At 64.1% G+C, this 25,274-nt stretch carries 22 protein-coding genes; 10 read left to right on the forward strand and 12 right to left on the reverse strand.

Going from position 1 to position 25,274, the window contains the following annotated elements; all coding sequences use genetic code 11:
- Positions 1-28: 28 nt before the first annotated feature.
- The 6 genes from JOD78_RS17290 to JOD78_RS17315 form a co-directional block, all read right to left on the reverse strand.
- Complete coding sequence (locus JOD78_RS17290) at positions 29-931, reverse strand: lytic transglycosylase domain-containing protein (protein WP_121039326.1); 903 nt, start codon at positions 929-931, stop codon at positions 29-31.
- A 1-nt stretch (position 932) separates the two neighbouring features.
- Positions 933-2,921, reverse strand: coding sequence for a DNA topoisomerase IV subunit B (locus JOD78_RS17295; RefSeq protein ID WP_121039329.1), 1,989 nt, complete (start codon positions 2,919-2,921; stop codon positions 933-935).
- Between the two features lie 247 nt (positions 2,922-3,168).
- Entirely contained in the window at positions 3,169-4,521 is a 1,353-nt protein-coding gene (locus JOD78_RS17300; protein ID WP_209568353.1) for an amidase, read from the reverse strand.
- A gap of 110 nt (positions 4,522-4,631) precedes the next feature.
- The gene (locus JOD78_RS17305) at positions 4,632-5,309 is read right to left on the reverse strand and encodes a DUF2848 domain-containing protein (protein ID WP_121039332.1); all 678 of its coding nucleotides are present in this window, start codon (positions 5,307-5,309) and stop codon (positions 4,632-4,634) included.
- Between the two features lie 68 nt (positions 5,310-5,377).
- Positions 5,378-6,691, reverse strand: a complete 1,314-nt coding sequence (locus tag JOD78_RS17310) for an MFS transporter (RefSeq protein ID WP_121039335.1) — start codon at positions 6,689-6,691, stop codon at positions 5,378-5,380.
- 303 nt (positions 6,692-6,994) lie between these two features.
- On the reverse strand, positions 6,995-7,930 hold the full coding sequence (locus JOD78_RS17315; RefSeq protein ID WP_039786540.1) for a LysR family transcriptional regulator: 936 nt from the start codon (positions 7,928-7,930) through the stop codon (positions 6,995-6,997).
- Between the two features lie 418 nt (positions 7,931-8,348).
- On the opposite strand from JOD78_RS17315, the gene JOD78_RS17320 reads away from it, so the two are divergent.
- The 10 genes from JOD78_RS17320 to JOD78_RS17365 all read left to right on the forward strand — a co-directional run bounded on the left by JOD78_RS17320 (position 8,349) and on the right by JOD78_RS17365 (position 18,937).
- Positions 8,349-9,326 carry a MurR/RpiR family transcriptional regulator gene (locus JOD78_RS17320; RefSeq protein WP_121039338.1) on the forward strand — a complete coding sequence of 326 codons (978 nt, stop codon included), beginning with the start codon at positions 8,349-8,351 and terminating at the stop codon, positions 9,324-9,326.
- Entirely contained in the window at positions 9,323-10,309 is a 987-nt protein-coding gene (locus JOD78_RS17325) for an isoaspartyl peptidase/L-asparaginase (protein ID WP_209568351.1), read from the forward strand. The genes JOD78_RS17320 and JOD78_RS17325 overlap by 4 nt, the downstream gene beginning before the upstream one ends.
- 25 nt (positions 10,310-10,334) lie before the next feature.
- Positions 10,335-12,188 carry a dipeptide ABC transporter ATP-binding protein gene (locus JOD78_RS17330; protein ID WP_121039344.1) on the forward strand — a complete coding sequence of 618 codons (1,854 nt, stop codon included), beginning with the start codon at positions 10,335-10,337 and terminating at the stop codon, positions 12,186-12,188.
- A 108-nt stretch (positions 12,189-12,296) separates the two neighbouring features.
- On the forward strand, positions 12,297-13,868 hold the full coding sequence (gsiB, locus tag JOD78_RS17335; protein ID WP_039786533.1) for a glutathione ABC transporter substrate-binding protein GsiB: 1,572 nt from the start codon (positions 12,297-12,299) through the stop codon (positions 13,866-13,868).
- Between the two features lie 261 nt (positions 13,869-14,129).
- Complete coding sequence (gene gsiC / locus JOD78_RS17340) at positions 14,130-15,050, forward strand: glutathione ABC transporter permease GsiC (RefSeq protein WP_039786532.1); 921 nt, start codon at positions 14,130-14,132, stop codon at positions 15,048-15,050.
- A gap of 8 nt (positions 15,051-15,058) precedes the next feature.
- Entirely contained in the window at positions 15,059-16,003 is a 945-nt protein-coding gene (gene gsiD / locus JOD78_RS17345) for a glutathione ABC transporter permease GsiD (RefSeq protein WP_034337513.1), read from the forward strand.
- On the forward strand, positions 16,003-17,043 hold the full coding sequence (locus JOD78_RS17350; protein ID WP_209568349.1) for a P1 family peptidase: 1,041 nt from the start codon (positions 16,003-16,005) through the stop codon (positions 17,041-17,043). Before gsiD ends, JOD78_RS17350 begins: the two co-directional genes overlap by 1 nt.
- A gap of 25 nt (positions 17,044-17,068) precedes the next feature.
- Positions 17,069-17,911, forward strand: coding sequence for a M55 family metallopeptidase (locus JOD78_RS17355; RefSeq protein WP_209568347.1), 843 nt, complete (start codon positions 17,069-17,071; stop codon positions 17,909-17,911).
- A 91-nt stretch (positions 17,912-18,002) separates the two neighbouring features.
- On the forward strand, positions 18,003-18,470 hold the full coding sequence (locus JOD78_RS17360) for an antitoxin Xre/MbcA/ParS toxin-binding domain-containing protein (RefSeq protein ID WP_121039353.1): 468 nt from the start codon (positions 18,003-18,005) through the stop codon (positions 18,468-18,470).
- Positions 18,467-18,937 (forward strand): RES family NAD+ phosphorylase, encoded by a 471-nt coding sequence (locus JOD78_RS17365; RefSeq protein WP_034337523.1) that lies wholly within the window; start codon positions 18,467-18,469, stop codon positions 18,935-18,937. The genes JOD78_RS17360 and JOD78_RS17365 overlap by 4 nt, the downstream gene beginning before the upstream one ends.
- A gap of 15 nt (positions 18,938-18,952) precedes the next feature.
- Here JOD78_RS17365 and JOD78_RS17370 read toward each other — a convergent pair whose 3' ends face one another.
- From JOD78_RS17370 to JOD78_RS17395, 6 genes are all read right to left on the reverse strand, one after another.
- Positions 18,953-19,846, reverse strand: coding sequence for a 2-dehydropantoate 2-reductase (locus tag JOD78_RS17370; RefSeq protein WP_121039356.1), 894 nt, complete (start codon positions 19,844-19,846; stop codon positions 18,953-18,955).
- 84 nt (positions 19,847-19,930) lie between these two features.
- Positions 19,931-20,725 (reverse strand): GntR family transcriptional regulator, encoded by a 795-nt coding sequence (locus JOD78_RS17375; RefSeq protein WP_121039359.1) that lies wholly within the window; start codon positions 20,723-20,725, stop codon positions 19,931-19,933.
- Positions 20,726-20,737: 12 nt separating this feature from the next.
- On the reverse strand, positions 20,738-22,357 hold the full coding sequence (locus JOD78_RS17380) for a gamma-glutamyltransferase family protein (RefSeq protein ID WP_121039362.1): 1,620 nt from the start codon (positions 22,355-22,357) through the stop codon (positions 20,738-20,740).
- Between the two features lie 52 nt (positions 22,358-22,409).
- On the reverse strand, positions 22,410-23,387 hold the full coding sequence (locus JOD78_RS17385; protein ID WP_034337534.1) for a dipeptide ABC transporter ATP-binding protein: 978 nt from the start codon (positions 23,385-23,387) through the stop codon (positions 22,410-22,412).
- Between the two features lie 19 nt (positions 23,388-23,406).
- Positions 23,407-24,366, reverse strand: coding sequence for an ABC transporter ATP-binding protein (locus tag JOD78_RS17390; RefSeq protein WP_209568344.1), 960 nt, complete (start codon positions 24,364-24,366; stop codon positions 23,407-23,409).
- Positions 24,367-24,375: 9 nt separating this feature from the next.
- Positions 24,376-25,251 carry an ABC transporter permease gene (locus JOD78_RS17395; RefSeq protein WP_245202165.1) on the reverse strand — a complete coding sequence of 292 codons (876 nt, stop codon included), beginning with the start codon at positions 25,249-25,251 and terminating at the stop codon, positions 24,376-24,378.
- Positions 25,252-25,274: the final 23 nt, after the last annotated feature.

Consider the following 25,274-nt stretch of genomic DNA (forward strand, 5'->3'; position numbering starts at 1 on the left):
TTGTCTTGTTGTGTTCGTGTTGACTGGGTTAATCGTTGATGGCGGGCTCGCGCGGGGGCAGCGTCACCTTCAGGCGCGCATTGCCGCTGGCATTGGCATTGGCGTTGCCGCGCTCGCCTGCGGCCAGGCGCAGCGCGCCGGCGGGCCGATACAGTTCATAGAACCGCGACACCAGCCGCACATAGCCCTGGGTCTCGGGATAGGGCGGGATCTTGTTGCCATACTTCTGCACCGCGCCTTCCCCGGCGTTGTAGGAGGCAATGGCCAGTTCCACGTGCTGCGGGAACATCGCCATCAGATCGCGCAGGTAGCGCGCGGCCAGGCGGATGTTGATTTTCGGATCGGTCAGCTTCTGGTGCAGCGTCTTGCGGCGATCTCCCTGCAGGCCGTAGCGCTCGGCGGTGTCGGGCAGGATCTGCATCAGGCCGACCGCGCCTTTGCTCGAGACGGCCGTGGCATTGAAGCCGGATTCGGCCGTCATCACCGCCTTCAGCAGCGCCGCATCCAGGCCGAATTCGCCGGCCGCTTCGGTGAGCAGGTCGTCGTACTTGCGCGCATCGCGATGAGCCAGCATGGTCCGCACGAAAGGCGGATCGGCCGGGGTCACCGCTTCCTTGCTGCCGGGATGGTTGAGCAGCGATGCACTGCTGGCCATGAGCTTGTCCGGGTCGTCCAGGGTCTGGGCATAGAAGTGCACCGCGCCATCGGCATCGGTGTACCGGTACACAATGGTCTTGGACTTCTTTGAAGCGGCAGCCGTACCGGTACTGTCCCGGCCACTGTCCGCTGCTTCCACCCGCATGTGCTGTACACCATCGGCATCGGTGTACCGGACCACTTGCTGCGACTGTACCGGTCCGGCACAGAGCAGCGCCGCCGCACCCAAAAGGGAGGCGAGAGCGCTGGTGTGCAGGAACGCGGGGCGGCGCATGTCAGATGTCCGCTTCGGCTTCGTTGCCGTGCTCTTCGATCCAGGCGCGACGGGAGGCCGCTTCGCCCTTGCCCATGAGCATGTTGAAGCGCTCTTCCGAGGTCTGCACGCCAGGCTCGCCGAAGCTGATCGGCAGCAGGCGGCGCGTGTCCGGGTTCATGGTGGTTTCCCACAGCTGCTCGGCATTCATCTCGCCCAGGCCTTTGAAGCGGGAAATGCTCCAGGCACCTTCCTTCAGGCCATCCTTGCGCAGCTTGTCTTCGATGGCTTCAAGTTCGCCATCGTCCAGCGCATAGAGCTTCTGCACCGGCTTCTTGCCGCGTGCAGGGGCATCGACCCGATAGAGCGGCGGGCGCGCCACGCAGATGTGGCCGTTCTCGATCAGCTTGGGGAAGTGACGGAAGAACAGCGTCAGCAGCAGCACCTGGATGTGCGAGCCGTCCACGTCCGCGTCCGAGAGGATGCAGATCTTGCCGTAGCGCAGGCCGGAGAGATCGGGCGTGTCGTTGATGCCATGCGGATCGACGCCGATGGCCACCGCGATATCGTGGATTTCATTGTTGGCGAAGAGGCGGTCGCGCTCGGTTTCCCAGGCGTTCAGGACCTTGCCGCGCAAGGGCAGGATGGCCTGGAATTCCTTGTCGCGGCCCATCTTGGCGGAGCCGCCGGCGGAGTCGCCCTCCACCAGGAAAATTTCATTGCGCGTTACATCCGAGGATTCGCAATCGGTCAGCTTGCCCGGCAGCACGGCCACGCCTGAAGATTTCTTCTTTTCGACCTTTTGCGCCGAGCGCAGGCGGCTTTGGGCCTGCTTGATGACCAGCTCGGCCAGCTTCTTGCCGTATTCCACGTGCTGGTTCAGCCACAGCTCCAGCGCCGGACGCGAGTAACCGGCGACCAGTCGCACGGCATCGCGCGAGTTCAGTCGTTCCTTGATCTGGCCCTGGAATTGCGGGTCCAGCACCTTGGCCGAGAGCACGAAGGAGACGCGCGCAAACACGTCCTCGGCCAGGAGTTTGACGCCCTTGGGCAGCAGCGAATGCATTTCCGCAAAACTCTTGACCGCCGAGAACAGGCCTTCGCGCAGGCCCGATTCGTGGGTGCCGCCGTTGGAGGTGGGGATCAGGTTGACGTAGGACTCCCGCACCACGGCACCTTCCTCGGTCCAGGCCACCACCCAGGATGCGCCTTCGCCCTCGGCGAAGCCTTCGGCATCCTTGCCGGCGAACTGTTCGCCTTCGAACAGCGGGATCAATGTTTCGCCGCTGCCGGTCTGCGCCAGTTGCTCCATCAGGTAGCCGCGCAGGCCTTGATCGTACTGCCAGTTCTGGGTGTCGCCGGTTTTGGCGTTGATCAGCGTGACCTTCACGCCCGGCAGCAGCACCGCCTTGGAACGCAGCAGGCGCTGCAGCTCGCCCAGCGGAATGGTGGCCGAGTCGAAATACTTGGCGTCCGGCCAGACGGTCACGCGGGTGCCGGACTTCTTGTCCTCGCGGGTGGCGGGGCGCGACTGCAGTTTCTCGATGACGTCGCCGCCCGAGAAGGCCAGCGTGTGCACGCCGCCTTCGCGCCAGACCGTGATTTCCAGGCGCGTGGCCAGCGCATTGGTGACCGAGACGCCCACGCCGTGCAGGCCGCCCGAGAAGGCATAGGCGCCACCGGAGCCCTTGTCGAACTTGCCGCCTGCATGCAGGCGGGTGAAGACGATCTCGACGGTGGGGACCTTTTCTTCCGGGTGCAGGCCGACCGGGATGCCGCGGCCATCGTCCTCCACGCTGACGCTGCCGTCGGCGTTGATGGTGACGATGATGCTCTTGCCGTAGCCGCCCAGCGCTTCGTCGGAGGCGTTGTCGATCACTTCCTGGAGGATGTGCAGCGGATTCTCGGTGCGCGTGTACATGCCCGGACGCTGCTTGACCGGCTCCAGTCCCTTGAGGACACGGATCGATGATTCACTGTAATCGGACGGGGTTGTTTTTTTGGTTGCCATGCAGATGAGTGGTCGTGGCTGATGCCGGAGGGTTGTTGTCTGTTCGTCCAGCGCAGCAGCCCGCCAAGGGGCCATCTTGCGCTGCAAAAGCGCATTCTAATGAAAATTCCGTGGATTCGGCGTCTGGCAAGGCGGAATGTTCCCTACCGGGCAGGACTTGTCGGTAACAGCATGTAAATGCGGCTAAAAGCGCGCACAAAAAAGGCTTGCGCGCACGCAAGCCTTGTCACGGGAGCAAATCTCCGGATCAGGCGGCCAGCAGTCCTTCCACCGCCAGGGCGATCGCCAACAGGCGCTTGTCCTCGCCGCCGGCCGCCGCCAGCGACAGTCCGACCGGGGCAGTGCCGGGCACATGGCAGGGCAGGGAAACGGCGCAGCCATCGAGGAAGTTGATCAGCGTCGGGTTGCGCAGGATCTTGCCATTGGCGGCGTAATAGGCATCGTCGCTGGCTTGCAGCTCGGCAATACGCGGCGCCACGATGGGTACGGTCGGCATCACCAGCGCATCGTAACCGGCCAGTTGCGCCTGCACTTCGGCGATCCAGCGCGGGCGGGCGTGCAGCACGTCGAGCAGGTCGGCGGCGCTCATGTCCTTGCCGCGCAGGATGCGCGAAACCACGCGCTGGTCATAGCCGGCGGCGTTCTCGGCGATCAGGGCGCGATGCCAGGCGTAGGCTTCGGCAGCGGTGAAGCCGCCCTTGGCGTTGATGGCGGCCAGGGCGTTGAAGGCCGGCACCTCAGCTTCGACGATGACGGCCCCGGAGGCGCGGAGTTTGTCCAGCGCGGCGCGATAGGCCTTGCCGACGGTCTCGTCCATGGCGTCCAGCACCACATTGGTCGGGGCCAGCAGGCGCAGGCCGCGCAGCGGGTGGGCGACTACGGACACATAGGCTTCACCGGCCAGTACAGCGTCCATGATGGCGCAGCACTCTACCGATACAGCCAGCGGGCCAATCGAGTCCAGGTAAGCGGACAGTGGCAGTACACCTTGCATGGACACCCGCGAGGCCGTGGGCTTGAATCCGGTCAGGCCGTTCAGTGCCGAGGGGATGCGCACGGAACCGCCGGTATCGGACCCGACCGCCGCAAAGGCCATGCCATCGGTGACCGAGATGGCCGCGCCGGAAGAAGAACCTCCGGGAATGCGGCCGCCTTCCACGTTGCGCTCCCAGGTGTTCTGCGGCGTACCGTAATGCGGATTGATGCCAAGACCCGAGTAGGCGAACTCGGTCATGTTGGTCTTGCCGATGACGATGGCACCGGCCTTCATCAGGTTCTGCACCACGGCCGCATGTGCGGTGGCAGCGGGCTTGCCGCGCAGGACCACGGAACCGGCCAAGGTGGTTTCGCCGGCCACGTCAAACAGATCCTTGACCGAGACCGGTACACCTTCCAGCGGCGACCGGCACAGTTTGGCCGCGCGCAGGGTATCGGAAGCGCGGGCAGCGGCGCGCGCCTGGTCGGCGTAGACGCTGGTGAAGACGCGCGCGCCTTCGCCGGCCGGATCGGCGATGCGGGCCAGGGCTTGTTCGGTCAATTGCAAGGAAGTGATGCGGCCGGCATTGAGGTCGGCGGCCAGTTGGGAGAGTGTGCTCGGCATGATGAGGGAGTCGGTGTGGTCGGAGGACAAATTCGCAGATGCGCAAGTATCGCATTGCCTGGCGCATCCAACAAAGGCGCATGGGCGGCCCCTTGGGCCGCCCCGGAAATTCAGGCCACCTCGGCCAGCGACTCGGCCACGTAATGGTGGCGCAGGGCGCGTTGGCGGCGCGGGTCGAACAGTTCCATCGTGAAGGAGGCGGCCGGACGGATGCCGCCGATGGCTCCCACGGTGCCGCAGGTCATGCCGCAGCCCTCGGGCAGGGTGGCGCCGCCTTGCGTGAAGCGCGCGATCAGGTCGCCGGGCGTACGCAGCGAGGCCAGCGTGCCTTCCTGGTAGAGCTTGGTTGCGCCGTCTTCCTCGATCCAGGAGCGGATCACCAGTTCATCCCAGTACTCGGCCACTTCCGAGAGCTTCCACGCGCTGTTGCCCACGGGCTTCACGCACGCCTGCTTGGAGAAGGCCACGCTGTGCGCTTCCAGCTTGCGGTCGGTGTGGTCGGAGGCAATCGAGACATACAGCTCGCCACCGCTGTTGAAGACGAAGGTCTCCACTTCACCGGACGACGCCTCGCCCAGCACCTGCACCTGCGCGGCTTGCGAGAGCTGGTTGGCCGAGACGCGGTAGAACAGCGGCACCGCGCTGGGACGCGAGATGCCCAGGGCCTCCAGTTCTTCGATGTGATGCTCGATGGCCGCCATGTCGCGGCCGGCCCAGCCGGCGATGACCAGGGTATCGATCTCGGCGTGGAGGGGGGATTGGTCGGGGAGGGTAAAGGTCAGCTTCATGAGTTTCTGTTCCTACAGGGTGATTCAGGAGAGGCTGGCCGGGGAGACGGCCAGCCTGGGGAGAGAGATCAGTGCTTCTTGACGAACACCACCACCAGGAAGCTGGCGAGGAATTCGAGGGCGGCCACGAAATACAGGCCGGAGGAGAGCGAGCCGGTGCTGGTCTTCAACGCGCCGATCATGTAAGGGGCGACGAAGCCGGCCAGGTTGCCGATGGAGTTGATGAGGGCGATGCCGCCAGCGGCTGCCGTGCCGGCCAGGAAGGCGCCGGGAATCGACCAGAACACCGGGAAGGCCGCCAGGATGCCGATGGCCGCCAGCGTCAGCGAGCACAGGGCCAGCGTCGCATTGCCCAGCGTCATGCCGGTGGCGATCAAGCCGATACAGGCGATGAGCGTGGCGATGGCGCTGTGCAGGCGGCGCTCGCCGGTCTTGTCGGAGTGGAAGCCGTTCCACACCATCGCCAGCGTGCCGGCCACGAAGGGGATGGCCGAGATCAGGCCGATCTGCAGGTTACCCTTGACGCCGATTTCCTTGATGATGGACGGTGCCCAGAAAGCGATGGTGGCATTGCCGCTGACCACGCAGAAATACACGGCGGCGCAGATCCAGACGCGGTAGTTGGCACAGGCATCCTTGAAGGAGAAATGCTTGCCCGGTGCGCTGTTCTCGGCGGCCAGCACTTGCGTGACGGCAGTTTTTTCAGCATCGCTCAGCCACTTGGCATTGGCCGGTTTTTCCGGCAGCCAGGCCAGCACGGCGAAGCCCGCCAGGATCGACGGAATGCCCTCGATGATGAAGAGCCATTGCCAGTTGGCCAGATGGCCCACGCCTTCCATGCCGCTCATGATGAGCCCGGCAATCGGGCCGCCGACTGCACCGGCGATGGCAAAGGAGGTCATGAAGAGGCCATTGACGCGGGCACGGCGCTTGGCCGGGAACCAGTAGGTGAGATACAGCACCACACCGGGGAAGAAGCCCGCTTCAAAGATGCCCAGCAGGAAACGCAGCACATAGAAACTGGTCGGCGTGGTGACGTAGGCCATGGCCATCGAGGCCAGACCCCAGAGGATGGTGATGCGCGCCAGCGTCTTGCGGGCGCCGATCTTTTCCAGCAGCAGGTTGCTTGGCACTTCGAAGAGGAAATAGCCGATGAAGAAGATGCCCGCGCCCAGGCCATACACCGCCTCCGAGAACTGCAGGTCCTGCAGCATCTGCAGCTTGGCGAAGCCGACATTGACGCGGTCGATCCAGGCCAGCACGAACAGGAAGACCAGGAAGGGAATCAGGCGCCAGGCGATCTTGCCGTAGGTCGCCTCGAGGCTGGCACTGCTGCTGGCCGGGGGCACCGCGGTGGCCGCAGCGGATGGGGAATACGACATGGAAAACCTCCTCAAGTGTGGCCGGCGTCCGTGTGACGGCGCCGTGTTGTGTTCTGCATGGATGGGATGGGAGCGGCGGCAAGTACTGCTGGGCCGGGCATGTTCCGGTGCCAGCCCGAAGGCGCCGGTCTGAATTCAGTATGGGGATGCAGGGCAGGCGCTGTCCAACAAGAAAATCTGAACGGCCTTGATTGAAAAATCTTATGAGCAAAAGCAGGGCGCTGTTTGCGTCAGGATGGTGCTGTTCATGCGTGCCCGCGCATCGGCGCGCCGGGCAGCGTGCAGGCGGGAGGGCGGGCGATCTCAGCCGAGCGGGGCGGGCAGCCGCGCAATCTCCTGGCCCCAATTGAGTGCGAAGTCGGACGCCGTTTCCTGCGCGATGCGCGCCACGGTTTCGGTCAGCGGATTCTCATGGTCCGAGCGGAAGCAGGCGATCAGTGCCAGTGCCGGGAACTCGGTATCCACGCGCAGCAGGTGCAGGCTCTCTTCGTTGAGTTCGCGCTGGATGATGGCCGGCGGCACGGCCGTGATGCCGAATCCATCGGTGGCCAGGCGGATCATGGTGGCCACCGAGGCGATGCAGTTGATGTGCAATGTGCGCTCACCCCGCTCGCTGCCCGAGAACAAGCGCTCGATGACTGCATGCGGCCCCGAATTGCGGGCGAAGCTGATGATGGGGAAGGCCGCCAGGTCCGCCAGCGACAGCGTCTCGCTGCCGATGTCGAGCTTGGGGCTGCCGACCCAGCGCATGGGGAATTCGCACAGCGCGATGTTGCTGACCTGCGGCCCGATCACCGGTTCGGCCTGCAGCACCAGGTCCAGGTTGCTCTTGCTGAACTGTTCGTGCAGGTGGATGGTGGTGTCGCTGACGATCTCGATCTGCAGGCGCGGAAAGGCCTTGTGAAGGCGTCCGAGAAAATCCGGAAACCAGCTGTGCACGATGGATTCGATCACGCCAATGCGAATGACGCCGGCAAACACTTCGCGGTCGGACATGTCGTCCTTCATCTCGCGCATGAGCTTGACCATGCGCTCGGCATACACCAGCGCCTTGCTGCCATCGGCGGTCAGCGCCACCTCGCGCGCGCTGCGGTCGAACAGGCGCACGCCGAAATCCTGTTCCAGTGAGGCGATGCGGCTGGAGACGGCGGCCTGCGTGGTGTGCAGCCGCTCGGCCGTGAGCCGGAAATTGCGCAGCCGGGCCAGCCAGACGAAGGTTTCAAGGAAGCGGATATTCATGAGCGGGCAGGGCGGAGTGAAGGGGCGTATTTTATCGCCTTCAGGTCGTGATCCAGGCCGTCATTTTTGGTGCACTGCGCAATGAATCTTCGTTCATCTGGCGCACATCTGGTGCATTTCATGTTGGCAATCGCGTGCTTCTGGTGCGTTATAAGGATATTCGGTTTTTGAAAGTATTTTTTCTTTACTCGCCGCGAAAATGAAAATATATTTACATTTTTTTTGGCGGGACTGATGCAAATGACAAGTCCTGCGCGATGATAAATACGCCCGGATCAGCGGGCGCAACAGCACAAGAACATTGCAAGAACAGTGGTGGCAGGGCGCTCTGCAAATGAAATAAATGATTTAAACGATTTATTTTTTTTGCGTTTTTTTGCAGAGGGCAGTGAATTCAATGACGACGGGGTAGCGGGCGGTGACACAACAGCCGAAGAACATCAGTTTGCAGGGAGCCGGTGCGGTAGCACAGGCCGTGGGCAAGCTGTATCCGCAATTGTCCAAGTCGCACCGCAAGACGGCGGACTACGTGCTGGGCAACCCCTTCCGCGCCGCCACCATGACCATCGACGAACTCTCGGAAGCCGCCGGTATCTCGGTGGCCACCGCCAATCGCTTCGCCCATGCGCTGGGCTTCGACGGTTATGCCTCGTTCCGTGCTGCGCTGGTCTCGGATTTCGCGACCACCCTGGCGCCCGTGGAAAAGCTGCGCGAGCAGGTGCAGCGCACCGCCACCAGCGCCGAGATCATGGCGGCCGCCTTTGACAGCGACATTGCCAACATCGAGGCGACGCGCCGCATGCTCACGCCGGAACACTGCGAGCAGGCGGTCGACATGATCCTCTCGGCGCAGCGCATCTTCATCACCGGCTTTGGCGCCTCGGCCTATCTCTCCGGCCTGATGGCCCATACGCTGGAGCCCTATGTGCGCACCGTCAGTTCGGTGGCCATGGCAGGCGGACCCTCGCAGGCGGCGCGCCAGTTTTTCAAGCTCGACAGCGATGACCTGGTGATTGCGATGGTTTTCCCGCGCTATGCGGCTGACACCGTCTGGCTCACCCAGCGTGCGGTGGAGAAGGGCGCACGCGTGATCGCACTCACCGACACGCCCGGCTCGCCGCTGGTGCCGCTGGCCGATGTCGCCTTGTATGCCCAGACCGACGGCCGCCTGGCGCCCACTTCCGATGCGGCCGCACTGATCCTGATCCAGGCCCTGTGCGATGCCGTGGCGCATCGCGCACGCCGCTCGGTGCAGGCCGCCACGCAAATGGCTGAATTCGTGCTGCCGTGGCTGTACCTGGCCCAGCAGCAACAGCGCGCCGGCACCACGCCGGTCGGCAAGCCCGCGCGGGCGGCCGCCAAGCGCGCCCCAACCAAAGGAAAGACCAACGCATGACCACTCCGGTAATTGCCATCCACGGCGGCGCAGGCACCATCACGCGCGCTTCGCTTTCGGCCGAGGACGAGGCCCGCTATCACCAGGCGCTGTCCGACATCGTCGCCGCCGGCCAGGCCGTGCTCAATGCCGGCGGTTCGGCACTGGAAGCCGTCACCGAAGCCGTGCGCCTGCTGGAAGACTGCCCGCTCTTCAATGCCGGCCATGGTGCCGTCTACACCAGCGAAGGCAAGCATGAGCTGGACGCCTGTGTCATGAACGGTGCCGACCTCTCCTCGGGCGCGGTGGCCTGCGTGACCAATCTGCGCAATCCCATCCTGGCCGCACGCACGGTGATGGAAAAGAGCGAACACGTGCTGCTGGTTGGTCCTGCCGCCGAAGCCTTTGCGGCGCGCCATGGTGCGGTCACGGTCGAGCCCGATTATTTCCATACCGACGCCCGCCACGAACAATGGCAGCGCGTGCGCGGCCAGTCGCGCGCGATGCTGGACCACGATGCCTCCTCCTTCGCCTTCGCAGAAAAAGCTGCCGAGCCCAAGGAACCCATCGATCCGGACAACAAGTTCGGCACCGTCGGTGCCGTCGCACTGGACCAGTTCGGCAACCTTGCTGCGGCCACCTCGACCGGCGGCATCACCAACAAGCAGCCTGGCCGCGTAGGCGATTCGCCCATCATCGGCGCCGGCTGCTATGCCAACAACGCCACCGTGGCCGTGTCGGCCACCGGCACCGGCGAAGCTTTCATGCGCACCGCCGCCTGCTACGACATCGGCGCGCGCATGGCCTATGCCGGCCAGTCGCTGGAAGAAGCCAGCCGCGCCGTGGTCTTCGAGACCCTGCCCAAGGTGGGCGGACGCGGTGGCGTCATCGCCATTGACTGCCACGGCAACCTGGCCTTGCCCTTCAATACCGAAGGCATGTATCGCGCCTGGGGCTGTGGCGAACTGGCCCCGGTCACCGCCATTTACGCAGCACCGGCCTGAAGCGGCCGAGCAGGAGAGAATCAAGATGCAACAGTCCCAACGCGTGCTGGATGTCCGTCAGCTCAATGTCCGCTTTGCCACCTCCGAACGGACGGTCGATGCGGTGCGCGACCTGTCCTTCCACGTCAACCAGGGCGAGACCCTGGCCATCGTCGGTGAATCGGGCTCGGGCAAGTCGGTGTCCTCGCTGGCCATCATGCGCCTGATCGAACACGGCGGTGGCAAGATCGCCAGCGGCAGCATGCAGTTCCTGCGCCGCAGCGGCCAGTCGCTGGACCTGGCGCAGGCTGACAACGCCACCATGCGCAGCATCCGGGGCGCGGAGATCGCCATGATCTTCCAGGAACCGATGACCTCGCTCAATCCGGTCTTCACCGTCGGCGAGCAGATTGCCGAATCGATCCGCCTGCACCAGGGCATGAGCCGCGCCGCCGCCCAGGCCGAGGCGCTGCGCATGCTGGAGATGGTGCGCATTCCTGAAGCGAAGCGCGTACTGGGCCGCCATCCGCACCAGCTTTCCGGCGGCATGCGCCAGCGCGTGATGATCGCCATGGCGCTGTCCTGCAAGCCCTCGCTGCTCATCGCCGATGAACCGACCACGGCACTGGATGTGACCATCCAGGCCCAGATCCTGCAACTGATCCGCTCGCTGCAGCAGGAGATGCAGATGGGCGTGATCTTCATCACCCACGACATGGGCGTGGTGGCCGAAGTGGCCGACCGCGTGGTGGTGATGTGCCGGGGCGAGAAGGTGGAAGAGAACGAAGTCAAGCAACTCTTTGCCGCGCCCGCGCATCCTTATACGCAATCCCTGCTGGCGGCCGTGCCGCGCCTGGGCTCCATGCGCGGCACCGACAAGCCGCTGCGCTTCGGCATCGCGCCGCAGGCCGAGGTGCGTCCCGACCTGATCGCCAGCGAACTGCAGGCGCAGGCGGAGATTGCCGCGCAGCGCCAGCCCATCCTCAAGGTACGCGACCTGACGACACGCTTCGACGTGAAGAGCGGCATCTTCGGCCGCGTCAAGCAGCGCGTGCATGCGGTCGAGAAGGTGAGCTTCGATCTCTATTCCGGCGAGACCCTGGCCATCGTCGGCGAATCCGGTTGCGGCAAGTCCACCACCGGGCGCTCGCTGCTGCGCCTGGTCGACATCGCCGGCGGCAAGGTCGAGTTCGGCGGCCGCGACCTGGCGCAACTGCCGCGTTCGGAATTGCGCGAGCTGCGCCGCGATATCCAGTTCATCTTCCAGGATCCCTTCGCCTCGCTCGATCCGCGCATGACCGTGGGCTACTCCATCATGGAGCCGATGCTGGTGCACGGCCTGAAGGAGGGCGCACAAGAGCGCGTGGATGCACTGCTGACCCGCGTGGGCCTGACGCCCGAGCATGGCCAGCGCTATCCGCATGAATTTTCCGGTGGCCAGCGCCAGCGCATCTGCATCGCCCGCGCGCTGGCGTTGAATCCCAAGATCGTCATCGCCGATGAATCGGTGTCGGCGCTGGACGTGTCGATCCAGGCCCAGATCGTCAACCTGATGCTGGATTTGCAGGCCGAGCTGGGCATCTCCTTCATCTTCATCTCGCACGACATGGCGGTGGTGGAGCGCATCAGCCATCGGGTGGCGGTGATGTACCTGGGCCAGATCGTGGAGATCGGACCGCGCCGCGCCATCTTCGAAAATCCCCAGCACCCGTACACGCGCAAGCTGATGGCGGCCGTTCCGGTGGCCGATCCGACCCTGCGCCAGCCGGGCAAGAAACTGATGACCGATGAAATTCCCAGCCCGATCCGGCTGGTGGGCGATGAGCCCAAGGTGGAGCCGCTGCGGGAAGTGGCTCCGGGGCACTTCGTGGCCCAGCACCGTATTGCCGGCGCTTTTTGAGCGCAGGCGTGATGTTCCCCAGTCGTATCTGTAATTTGGTAAATGCAGTCAGCGCAGTAATCTCAATCAAGCTGTAACCACTCAAGCGTCACTGATCAGGAGAGACCAATGTCCGCATCCGCAAAAAACAAAGCAATGAGCGCCGCCAAATGGCTGGCCCTGGGTACCCTGGGCGCCGCCCTGCAGTTCGGCGCAGCCAATGCCTTCGCCGCCAAGACTGCTACCGTGGCGGTAGCGTCGACCTTCACCACGATGGACCCGTATGACGCCAACGATACGCTGTCGCTGTCGGTGATGAAGTCCTTCTACCAGGGCCTCTATGGCTTCGACAAGGACATGAAGCTGATCCCGGTGCTGGCCGAAGGCTACCTGGTGAGCAAGGATGGTTTGGAATACACCATTCGCCTCAAGCAAGGCGTGAAGTTCCATGACGGTACCGTCTTCAAGGCCGACGCCGTCAAGGCCGTCTTCGACCGCGTGACCAACCCGGACAACAAGTTGAAGCGCTACAACCTCTTCAACCGCATCGCCAAGACCGAAGTGCTCAACGACTACACCGTCAAGGTCGTGCTGAAGGAACCGTTCTCGGCCTTCATCAACGTGCTGGCGCACCCGTCGGCCGCGATGATCTCCCCGGCTGCGCTGAAGCAGTACGGCAACAAGGACATCGCCTTCCACCCGGTCGGTACCGGTCCCTTCAAGTTCGTGGAGTGGAAGCAGACCGACTACGTGAAGGTGGCCAAGTTCGACGGTTACTGGAAGCAGGGCTACCCCAAGGTCGACGAGATCCTGTGGAAGCCGGTGGTGGACAACAACTCGCGCTCGGCCATGCTGCAGACCGGCGAAGCCCAGTTCACCTATCCGCTGCCCTACGAACAGGCTGACCTGCTCAAGGGCAAGGGCAACCTGGATGTGATCGCCGGTCCCTCCATCATCCAGCGCTACATGTCGATGAACGTCAAGCAGAAGCCGTTCGACAACCCGAAGGTGCGCGAAGCGATCAACTACGCCATCAACAAGGATGCCCTGGCCAAGGTCGCGTTCAATGGCTATGCCACCCCGATGGATGGCGTGCTGCCGCAGGGCGTGGATTACGCCTTCAAGACCGGCCCGTGGCCCTATGACGTGAAGAAGGCCAAGGCCCTGCTGGCCGAAGCCGGATATCCGAACGGCTTCGAGACCGAACTGTGGTCGGCCTACACCCATACCACCGCCATGAAGGTGATCCAGTTCCTGCAGCAGCAGCTGGCGCAAGTGGGCATCAAGGCCAAGATCCAGGCCCTGGAAGCCGGCCAGCGCGTGGAGCGTGTGGAAAGCTGGCAGGATCCCGCCACTGCCCCGATCCGCCTGTTCTATGTGGGCTGGTCGTCCTCGACCGGTGAAGCCGACTGGGGCCTGCGTCCGCTGCTGGCATCGGAATCCTTCCCGCCGCGTCTGTTCAACACCGCTTACTACAAGAGCGACAAGGTCGATGCCGACATCGCCAAGGCCCTGACCGTCTCCGACCGCAAGGAAAAGGAAGCGCTGTACAAGGACGCGCAGCAGGAAGTCTGGAAGGATGCACCGTGGGCCTTCTTGGTCACCGAAAAGCTGCTGTATGCCCGTGCCAAGAACCTCAAGGGCATCTACATCATGCCGGACCAGGCTTACGAATTTGAGAACATCGAGTTCACCAAGTAAGCAGGCGCCGTGTTTTCGGCCCTTGCGGGCCGATGCAAAAATGCAGTGCTGTGAGACCGCGTCATGCAGTTTTGCAGCACTGGGCAGGTTCTCTGCATCGTCGTAACGAGCAGAAAAGAGCAGCAATGAAGCGGGGAGGGTGGCTGGCCATCCTCCCCCACAGATTCACGATGCGTTGCCATGCAAGCCGGCAGCGCAGGGAGCGACTCCACCGCAGGGTGTGGACACACCAGCGACGGGCAGCCTTATTCAGAGAGTCCCATGTTTTCCTATGTCATCAAACGCCTGTTAGGCCTCATTCCCACGCTGTTGCTGGTGGCGGTGCTGGTTTTCCTGTTCGTGCACTTGTTGCCGGGCGACCCGGCACGCCTGGCCGCCGGCCCCGAAGCCGATGAAAAGACGGTCGCCCTGGTGCGCGCCGACCTCGGCCTGGACAAGCCGCTGCCGGAGCAGTTCGTCAACTTCTTCATCAATGCCGCCCACGGCGACTTTGGACGCTCCATCCGCAGCAAGCGCCCGGTCTCCGAAGAGATCGCCGCGCGCTTCTGGCCCACGCTGTGGCTGACCATCGTGGCCATGATCTGGGCGGTGCTGTTCGGTCTCATCATCGGCATCTCCTCTGCCGTGTGGCGCAACAAGTGGCCGGATCGCCTGGGCATGACGCTGGCGGTCTCCGGCATTTCCTTCCCGGCGTTTTCGCTGGGCATCCTGCTCATGCAGGTCTTCTCGGTCGAACTAGGCTGGCTGCCCACCGTCGGCGATGAGACCTGGCGCCACTACATCCTGCCTTCGCTGACGCTGGGCGCGGCGGTGGCCGCCGTGATGGCGCGCTTCACCCGTTCTTCCTTCATCGAAATCCTGCAAGAGGACTTCGTGCGGACCGCCCGTGCCAAGGGCCTGACCGAGACCGTGGTGGTCATCAAGCACTGCCTGCGCAATGCGCTCATTCCGGTGGTGACGATGATGGGCCTGCAGTTCGGCTTCCTGCTGGGCGGCTCCATCCTGGTCGAGGTGGTGTTCAACTGGCCGGGCATGGGACGCCTCTTGGTCGATGCCGTCGAGATGCGTGACTACCCCATCATCCAGGCCGAGATCCTGCTGTTCTCGCTGGAATTCATTTTCATCAACCTGGTGGTGGACGTGCTTTATGCCGTGATCAACCCCAGCATTCGTTTCAAGTGAGGGGAATCATGTCGCTCTCCAATTCGCCTCTGGCCACTACCTCCGAAACCGGCGCGCCGCTGCCGCCGCCCGATCCGGCTGCAGTCGCCGCCTCCGGCCAGAAGATCCGCACCCCGTGGCGCGAGTTCTGGCGCAAGTTCAAGAAGCAGCGCCTGGCCGTCTATGCGGGCGTGTTCATCCTGCTGCTGATCCTGATCGCCATCCTGGCGCCCTGGATCGTGCCCTTCGATGCCGAAAACTTCTTCGACTACGACGCCCTCAATTCGCCGCCGACCTGGACCCACTGGTTCGGGGTCGATTCGCTGGGCCGCGACATCTTCAGCCGCATCCTGATGGGGGCACGCATCTCGCTGGCCTCGGGCTTCTTCTCGGTGGCCATCGGTGCCGTGATCGGTACCGTCTTCGGCTTGCTGGCCGGCTACTATGAAGGCTGGTGGGACCGCATCGTCATGCGCATCTGCGACGTGCTGTTCGCCTTCCCCGGCATCCTGCTGGCCATCGGTATCGTCGCCATCCTGGGCGGCGGCATGATCAACGTCATCATCTCGGTGTCGGTGTTCAGTATCCCGGCCTTTGCTCGCCTGGTGCGCGGCAATACGCTGCAGCTGAAAAACCTGACCTACATCGAGGCTACCCGCAGCATCGGTGCGTCCGACACCACCATCATGTGGAAGCACATCTTCCCCGGCACCATCTCGGCCATCGTGGTGTATTTCACCATGCGTATCGGCACCTCCATCATCACGGCGGCCGGCCTGTCCTTCCTCGGCCTGGGCGCGCAATCGCCCACACCCGAGTGGGGCCTGATGCTCAACGAAGCCCGCGCCGACATGGTCACCTCGCCGCACGTGGCGCTGGTGCCCAGCATCGCGATCTTCCTGACCGTGCTGGCCTTCAACCTGCTGGGAGACGGCTTGCGCGACGCGCTCGATCCCAAGATCGACCAGCGCTGATGATGAACCTGCAGGTGCCGCTGCAGGTGCCACATATTGGCCGCTTGCCCGCCGGTGCGCGCAACAGCATCACCGATGTCGAGGGTGTGCGCGTCGGTCATTGCACCCTCGATGCCGGTGCGGTGCAGACCGGCGTGACCGTGATTGCGCCGCATGGCGGCAATCTCTTCACGCACAAGCTGCCGGCGGCGGCGGCCGTCATCAATGGCTTTGGCAAGAGTGCGGGGCTGGTGCAGCTGGAGGAACTGGGTTTGCTGGAAACACCCATCGCGCTTTCCAACACCTTTGCCGTGGGGACGCTGCTCAATGCGCAGATCGCCCACACGGTGCGCGGCAATCCGGAATGCGGACGCAGCCTGCCGACGGTCAACGGGCTGGTGCTGGAATGCAATGACGGCTATCTCAACGACTTGCAGGCCATGGCCGTGCAGCCCGAGCATTTTGAGGCAGCGATGGCAGCCTTGTCGGTCGAGGTTCTGCAAGGCGCGGTCGGGGCGGGACGGGGCATGTCCAGCTTTGGTTTGAAAGGCGGTATCGGTACCGCTTCGCGCGTGGCTGCCTTGGATTCGTCGGAGCAGTCCTATACCGTCGGCGCGCTGGTCCTCTCCAACTTCGGGCGACTGCCCGAATTGATCCTGGCGGGCGATCCGCTGGGCGCGCGATTGGCGGCCAGCGAGACACCCGACACCGCGCCCGAAAAGGGCTCCATCATCATGATCCTGGCCACCGATGCGCCGCTGGATGCGCGGCAGTTGAAACGCCTGGCCACCCGCGCCGGGGCCGGACTGGCGCGCACCGGGTCCGCCTACGGCCATGGCAGCGGCGATATTGCGCTGGCCTTCTCCACGGCCCAGACCATCGAGGCCGAGGCCGATTGCCTGCACCTGGCGCTGCTGGCCGATCATCTGCTGGACCCGCTGTTCCATGCCGCCGCTGATTGCGTCGAACAAGCCATCGTGCATGCGCTCTTTGCGGCCGAGACCGTGCGCGGACGTGATGGCCATGTCCGTGTGAGCCTGCGCGAGCGCCTGGCTTCCTGAATTGCTTCCCCTGAAAGACCGCCTCATGAACAAGCGTGCCAACATCCTGGTTTCTGTCGACATCGAAGGCGTGGCCGGGGTTTTCCACACCGAGCAGACCCGCGCCGGCAACGGCGAATATGAACGCGCCCGGCGCTGGATGACCGAGGAGGCCAATGCCGTCATCCGTGGCGCACTGGCGGCTGGTGCAACGGCGATCAAGGTCAACGATTCGCATGGCGGCTTCCGCAACCTGCTGCCGGACCTGTTGCACCCGGAGGCGCGCATGGTGCTGGGCAAGCCGCGCGTGCTGGGCATGATGGGCGGCGTGGATCACGATATCGATGCGGTCATGCTGGTGGGTTACCACTCGCGCGCACAAGGGCGCGGCATCCTGGCCCACACCACCAACAGCTTTGCCTTCGCCCGCGTGTGGCTCGGCGGGCAGGAACTGGGCGAGGCCGGGCTGTATGGCGCACTGGCGGCCGAACATGGCGTGCCGGTGATCTTCGGCAGCGGCGATGATGCCTTCATCGAAGAGAATCAACCGCTGTTCCCGCATGCGATCTTCGCCGAGACCAAGAAGGCCTATGGTGCCAACAGCGGCGATTCGCTCACGCCCCAGCAGTCCTGCATGCTGCTGGAAGAACGTGCGCGCCAGGCGGTCACCGCGCTGGTGGCCAACCCGGCGGCCATGCCGGTGCTTCCTATGCGCGGCCCGCTGCGTTGCCGCCTGCAGGCGCAGACGGTGGCACTGACTGACCTCTTCAGCCAGTTGCCGATTCTTGAACGTACCGACAACGTCACCGTCGAATTCGATGCGCCCACGGCGGAATATGCGGTGCGGGTGCTCAACAGTTTGTCGGCGATGTCGGCCATGTTGCGCTGATCGCTGGAAACTCTCATTTGATGGGAGATTGACGCTCATTTGGGAAGCTTCTAAGATGAGAGTCTGCATCTGACCAAATGAGAGGTTCAACATGGCAACACGTGCCACGGTCGACTCCGCCGCCAGCAAGCGTTCCCCCGGATTGGGTGCCAAACCGCGCGACTTCGAACGGTTTGCCCGCATGGATCCGATCACCCAGGGCCGCACCATCCGCGACGGCATGGATGCCATCATTGCCGAGCGCGTCGCCAGGGAACTGTTGCAGATTCCCTTGCAGACCTTGCTCTCGGGCTTGGGGCTGCCCAGTTCCACCATCCTGCGCAAGATTTCCCGCAAGGAACGGCTCTCCGGTTCCGAGTCAGATCGCATCGCCCGTGTGCTCTACATCCGTGAACAGGCCGCCGATGTGTTCGAGGACGAGGACCTGGCGGCACAGTGGATGCGTCGCGGCAATGCGGCGCTGGGAGGATTGACCCCGCTGGAAGTGCTCGATACCCAGCCGGGTTATGACCGGGTGCGCGACATCCTGGCGCGCATTGCCTTCGGGGTGGCGGCTTGAAGGTATACCGGCTGGCCAAGGACAAGCCGGGGCACTATGCGGCCGATGACTTGTCCGGCAATGGTGCAGCACTCAGCGGCGGCCGCTGGAATCCGCGCGGCTTGCGCGTGCTCTACACCTGCTGCAGCGCTTCGACGGCCTTGCTGGAGTCGCTCGTGCACATGGCCGGGCTGATGCCGCGCGCCAACTACTTCCTCATCGTGCTGGAGATACCGGACGCCGACGTGCGCAAGGCCTATGTGCCCGGCCTGCCGCCGGACTGGTCCGACATCGCGCGCGATCCGGCCAGCACCGCCGCCATCGGCCAGCACTGGATCGAACAGGGCAAGCAACTGGTGATGAAGGTGCCATCGGTGGTGAGCCCAACCGATTTCAATCTCTTGCTCAATCCGCTGCATGCGCAGATGGCCAGCGTCAAGGTGCTGGAAAAGAAACTGTTCCGTTTCGACGCCCGGCTCTTCGGTTGAGTCCTTTGCCTGCTTTCAGCGCGCCTTGCTCTCGATCAGCTTGACCAGCGCATGCACGGTCAGGTTGACCGGCGTGGCAATGCCATGCGCCTGTCCCCGCCGCACGATGTAGCCGTTGAGGTGATCGATTTCGCTGGGCTTGCCGCGCGCCACGTCCTGCGCGGTGGAAGAGAATTGCGTGGGCATGGTCTCGATGATCTTGCGGATGGCCACATCCACGTCCCCGGCCAGGGTCACGCCCTCGGCGGCGGCCACGGCCTTGCATTCGCTGACCAGGTAACCCATCACTTCCGGCACGCCCACGCCTTCGACCAGCTTGCCGTAGGGCAGCTGGGTGATGGCGGAAAGCGCGTTGTAGGCGCAGTTGATGATGAGTTTCAACCACAGCGCGCCGCGCACGTTGTCGGAAATTTCGGTCGGCACGCCTGCCGCAATCAGGGCCTCGGCCGCCTGCTGGCTGCGTGCGGCCGGTTCGATCACCAGCTCGCCACGGCCGTGGTGCTTGACGTGGCCGGCTCCGGCCATCTCGGTGGCGACGTAGACCACCGCCGCCGAGACCGGTTGCGGGATCACCGTGCGCAGGCGCTCGGCATTGTCGGTGCCGTTCTGCAGGGTCAGCACCAGTGTATCGGGGGCGAGGTGCGGCCGCAGTTGCGCGCCAGCCGTTTCGGTATCGGGGGATTTGACGCAGAAGAGTACCAGGTCGGCACCCGCCACGATGGCGGGATCGGTGCTGGCCTTGACGGGGATGGTCTCATCGAAGGTTTTGGCTTCCAGCCGCAGGCCCTTGGTATTGAATGCCTCCACGTGCTGCGGCCGGCCCACCAGTACTACTTCGTGTCCCGCCCGCGCCAGCATCCCGGCGAAATAACATCCCACGGCACCTGCGCCCATGACGGCAACTTTCATGTGTATCTCCCGGCTTGGCAAATTGAAGTCAGGCGGGAAGCCTAACACAGCAGCGCCAGGCTTTCAGTGCATGGTCAGCATCGGTCAGAACGACCGCCGCACCCTTACCGACACATAAGCCGGCGGCTTGGTGGTCGCCGTCGCCCGCGCACTATGCAGCCGATGCAAGGTGATCTGGTTGACCTCCGCATGGCTGCCATCGATGTGCTCGCCCATCAGGCGCATTGCGCCCTCGGCGTCGCCGGCGGCGATGCTGTCGAGGATGGCGGCATGTTCCTCGTAGGTTGAGTGCAGGCAATCACCGTACAGGAAATCCAATCGCCGCACGATGCGGATGCGGTCGGTCAAACGGTCAAATGACTCGGCCATCTCCTGGTTGCCGGCCGCGCGCACCAGCGTCTGGTGGAAAACTTCATCGAGCAGGGCTGCCTTGGGTCCATCCGGTTCGCGTGCCTCGGCAGCCACGCACCAGGTGGCGCGCAGACCGGCCAGCACCGACTGGTCTCCGGCTTGCGCGCACAGGCGGCGCACCGCGTGTGTCTCGATGAGCTTGCGCATTTCATAGAGATCGGAAAAACGCTTGAAGTCGATCGGCACCACCTCCCAGCCACCGCGTACATAGCCCTGCATCAGGCCATCGTTCTGCAGGCGTTGCAGCGCCTGCCGCACCGGCGTGCGCGAGACCTTGAAATACGCCGCGATTTCGGTTTCGGTGATCTGGTCGCCCGGCAAGAGGCGCATGTCGAAAATGTCCTGCCGCAATTGCGCATAGACATATTCGGGCAGGGAGCCATTGCGCACCAGCGCGTCTTCGCCCTCAAGATCGGAGGCGAGCGCGTCGGCGTCAGCGGCGGGGGCGGGAGCAGCCAGGCTTTTCACGATGGGCTTTCTTTACCAGGCGGCCACGCTGCCATCGGTACGCGGTTCGGTCCCGCCGCACAGCACGCCTTCATCATTGCGCCAGATGATCTGGCCGCGGCCGAAGCCCAGCTGGTTGCCCGACCACGCCACTTCATGGCCCAGCCCGCCCAGACCACGGAAGAGATGTTCGGCCGTGCTGTGTTCGATGCTGACCTTGTTTCCTTTCTCCCATTCCCAGCGCGGCGCATCCAGCGCGGCTTGCGGGTTGAGGCCGAAGTCGACCGTGTTCATCACCATCTGCACGTGGCCCTGCGGCTGCATGAAACCGCCCATCACGCCGAAGGGGCCGACGGCCTGGCCATTGCGCGTCATGAAGCCGGGGATGATGGTGTGATACGGACGCTTGCCCGGAGCCAGCACATTGGGATGCCCGGCTTCCAAGGTGAAATTGTTGCCGCGATTGTGGAGCGCAATGCCGGTGCCCGGTACCACCAGGCCCGAGCCAAAGCCCATGTAGTTGCTCTGGATGAAGGACACCATGTTGCCCTCGGCATCTGCCGTGCACAGGTACACGGTGCCGCCGCGCGAAGGGTCGCCTGCCACCGGCAGCGTGGCGCGCGGGCCGATCAGCTTGCGGCGTTCGTCGGCATAGGCGTCCGAGAGCAATTGCTCCACCGTCACCCTCATGTGCGCGGGATCGGCGATATGCGCCAGGCCATCGGCGTAGGCCAGCTTGATGGCTTCGATCTGGCGGTGGTAGGTCGCCAGCGTGTCGCGTTCGGAGAAGTCGTAAGCCTTCAGCAGATTCAGCGCCATCAGGGCCACCATGCCGTGGCCATTGGGCGGGATTTCCCAAACGTCATATCCGCGATAATTCATGCCGATGGGGTCCACCCATTCCGGCTGGAATGCGGCCAGGTCAGAGGCCTGCATGTAGCCGCCGGCCTGCTGCAGGAAGGCGGCAATCTTTTCCGCGAGGGCACCGCGATAAAAGCCCTCGGCATTGTCTTCGGCAATCGCCTGCAGGGTGGCAGCATGGCCCGCCGAGCGCCACAGCTGGCCGGCTTGCGGTGCCTGGCCATCGATGCAGAAGGTATCGAACCACGATTGGAAATGCGGCTCCTTGAACTCGCGCCTGAAGTTCTGCTGCGCCACCTGCCAGGCATGCGCCACCATCGGGGAGACCGGGAAGCCCTCGCGCGCCAGGCTGATGGCACCGGCCATGGAATCAGTCAGCGCCAGCTTGCCGAAGCGCTTGGCCATGGCGGCCCAGGCACTGGGCGTGCCGGGCACGGTCACGGGCAGGGCGCCGTACTTGGGTACGTCCTTCAGGCCAGCGCTGGTGAGCTTGTCGGCGGAGATCGATTGCGGGGCCGGGCCGCTGGCGTTCAGGCCATGCAGCTTGCCGCCATGCCAGACCAGCGCGAAGGCATCGCCACCGATGCCGTTGGCCGTCGGTTCCACCACCGTCAATGCGGCAGCGGCTGCGATGGCCGCATCGATGGCATTGCCGCCGCGCTGCAGGACTTCCAGCCCGGCCTGCGCGGCCAGCGGTTGCGAGGTCGCCACCATGCCGCGCCGGGCATAGACGGCGCTGCGGCGCGAGAAGTAGGGATAGTGGTTGCTGCTGAAGTCGGGGAAGGCGGGCATGGCGGTCTCTCGTTCTTGGTTCAGGGGCGTATTTTATCGGTTGGCTTGCGTATTACGTCGGTCGCAGCGTCAGCTCGGGCCGGCTCAGGTGGCAGGCTACGGTATGGGTGGCACTGACCTTGACCGCAGGCGGTGCTTCGGTCTTGCACACCTCCATGCAGGACGGGCAGCGCGGGTGGAAATGACAGCCCGAAGGCGGGGCGGCCGGGTTGGGGATGCTGCCTTGCAGGATGATGCGCTCACGCTGTTGGCGCGGATGTTCACGTGGTATGGCCGACAGCAGCGCCTGCGTGTAGGGATGGCGCGGCCGGGTGTAGACCTCTTCACATGTGCCCGATTCCACCATGCGTCCGAGATACATCACGCCGATGCTGTCGCTGACATGGCGGATCACGGCCAGGTCGTGCGAGACGAAAAGATAGGTCAACCCCAGCTCCTGCTGCAACTCACGCAGAAGATTCAGGATCTGCGCCTGGATCGAGACATCGAGGGCCGACACGGCTTCATCGGCCACCACCAGCTTGGGCCGCGTGATGATGGCGCGGGCAATGCCTACGCGCTGGCGCTGGCCACCGGAGAATTCATGCGGATGGCGCGCCGCGTAGGCCGGGTTGAGCCCGACCATCTCCAGTGCCTCGGCCACCTTGCGCTTGCGGGTGGCGCGGTCGTGCAGCTTGTGCACGATCAATGGTTCTTCCAGCACTTCGCCAATGGTCATGCGCGGGTTCAGCGAGGCATACGGATCCTGGAACACCATCTGCATGTGACGGCGCATGGTACGCAGCTGGCCCTCGGGCAGCAGAGTCAGTTCCTGGCCCATGAAGCGCACGCTGCCTTCGCTGGGTTCGATCAGGCGCAGCACGCTGCGCCCGGTGGTGGACTTGCCGCAGCCGGATTCACCGACCAGGCCCAGGGTCTGGCCTTCAGCCAGGCTGAAGGAGACATCGTCAACGGCCTTGACGGTGCTGCTGCCGGAAGCGAAATATTTTTTCAGTCCGTGGACTTCGAGCAGGGGAGGAAGTGTCGTCATGATCGGGCCTTCTATACCTTCAATGCGGATACCAGCAGCGCACGCTGTGGCCATCACCCAGGTTTTCCAATGCCGGCATCTCCTGGCGGCAGATGTCCTGGGCGCGCGCGCAACGAGCGGCGAAGCGGCAGCCTTGCGTGACGGTGCCGGGCGGCGGCACGCTGCCAGGGATGGCGGTCAGGGGCGCACCGGGCGTAGCATCCAGCGCCGGTCGTGCGCGCATCAGTGCATGCGTATAAGGATGGGCGGGGCGGTCGAAAAGATCTTCCACGCTGCTCTGCTCCACCACCTGGCCGGCATACATCACCACTACGCGCTGGCACATTTCGGCCACTACGCCGAGGTCATGGGTGATCATGAGGATGGAGGTCTTCTGCTCGCGCTTGAGGTCGCGCATCAGGTCGAGGATCTGCGCCTGGATGGTCACGTCCAGTGCAGTCGTCGGTTCATCGCAGATCAACAGGCGCGGCTGGCACAGCAAGGCCATGGCGATCATGACGCGCTGGCGCATGCCGCCGGAGAGGCTGTGCGGATATTCGTCCACCAGTTGCGCCGCGCGCGAGAGGCCCACGCGTTCCAGCATGGCGACGACCTTGGCGTCGATCTCCTGGCGCGGCAGGGCGGTGTGGATGCGCAGCATCTCGCCCAATTGCTCGCCGATGCGATGCAGCGGGTTCAGCGAGGTCATCGGCTCCTGGAAGATCATGGCGATCTCCTTGCCGCGGATGCTGCGCAGGGTGGCATCGTCGGCCTGCAGCAGGTCGCGCTCGCCAAAGCGGATCGCACCCGACAGCCTGGCCTGGCTGGCCATGGGGAACAGGCGCAGGATGGACAGGGCGGTGACGCTCTTGCCGCAGCCGGATTCACCCAGCAGGCCCACGGTTTCATCTTGCCCCAGTGAGAAGGAAACGCCATCGACGGGCGCAACGCGGCGGCCGTGGCTGAGGAATTCGATCTTGAGATTCTCGATGGTGAGCATGGCGGTTCCTCAGCGGCTCAGTTTGGGATCGAACACTTCACGGATGCCATCGCCCAGCAGGTTGAAGCCCAGCACCACCAGGAAGATCGCCAGCCCCGGCCACATGGCCAGCATCGGCGTGGTGTTCAGGTAGCCCTGGGCGATGTGCAGCATGGAACCCCAGCTCGGATCTTCCGGCTTGGCCCCCAGGCCGAGGTAGGACAGCCCGGCTTCGGCGATGATGGCCGTGCCCATGGCAAAGGTGGCCTGGATCACCAGGGGCGCCAGCGAATTGGGGAGGATATAGCGCCACATGATGCGCAGGTGCCCGGCACCGATGGAGCGTGCCGCCATCACGTAGTCGAGGTTGCGGATGGTCATGGCCTGCCCGCGCGCCAGCCGTACGAAGGACGAGGTGAAGCCGATGCCGACGGCCACCATGGCATTGTAGAAACCGCCCCCCAGCGCGGCGGCCAGGGCCAGCGCCAGGATCAGCGAAGGAAAGGCCTGCAGCGCATCGACCACGCGCATGACGATGGCATCGACCGCGCCACGATAGTAGCCGCTGACGATGCCGATGGGCACGCCCAGTGAAAAGGCCAGCCCGACCGAGATCAGCGCGGCCTGCAGCGAGATGCGCGAACCGTACAGCATGCGGGTATAGATGTCGCGGCCCAGGTCATCCGTACCGAGCCAGTGCTCGGCGCTGGGGCCAGACAGCAGGTTGCCGTAGTCCTGGTCAAAGATGGGATCGTACCGGGCCAGTACCGGTGCAGTGATGGCCAACAGTACCAGTACAGTGATGATCACCGCACCGATCACCGCCAGACGGTTGCGGCTGAAGCGGCGCAGGGTACGCCAGCGGGGCAGCGCCGGCAGGACCTGCGCAGGGGAGGGAGAGTTCATGTCGGGAGACGTCATGGTTGGAG

It is taken from the genome of Herbaspirillum sp. 1130 (assembly GCF_017833835.1).
Taxonomy (GTDB): domain Bacteria; phylum Pseudomonadota; class Gammaproteobacteria; order Burkholderiales; family Burkholderiaceae_D; genus Herbaspirillum; species Herbaspirillum huttiense.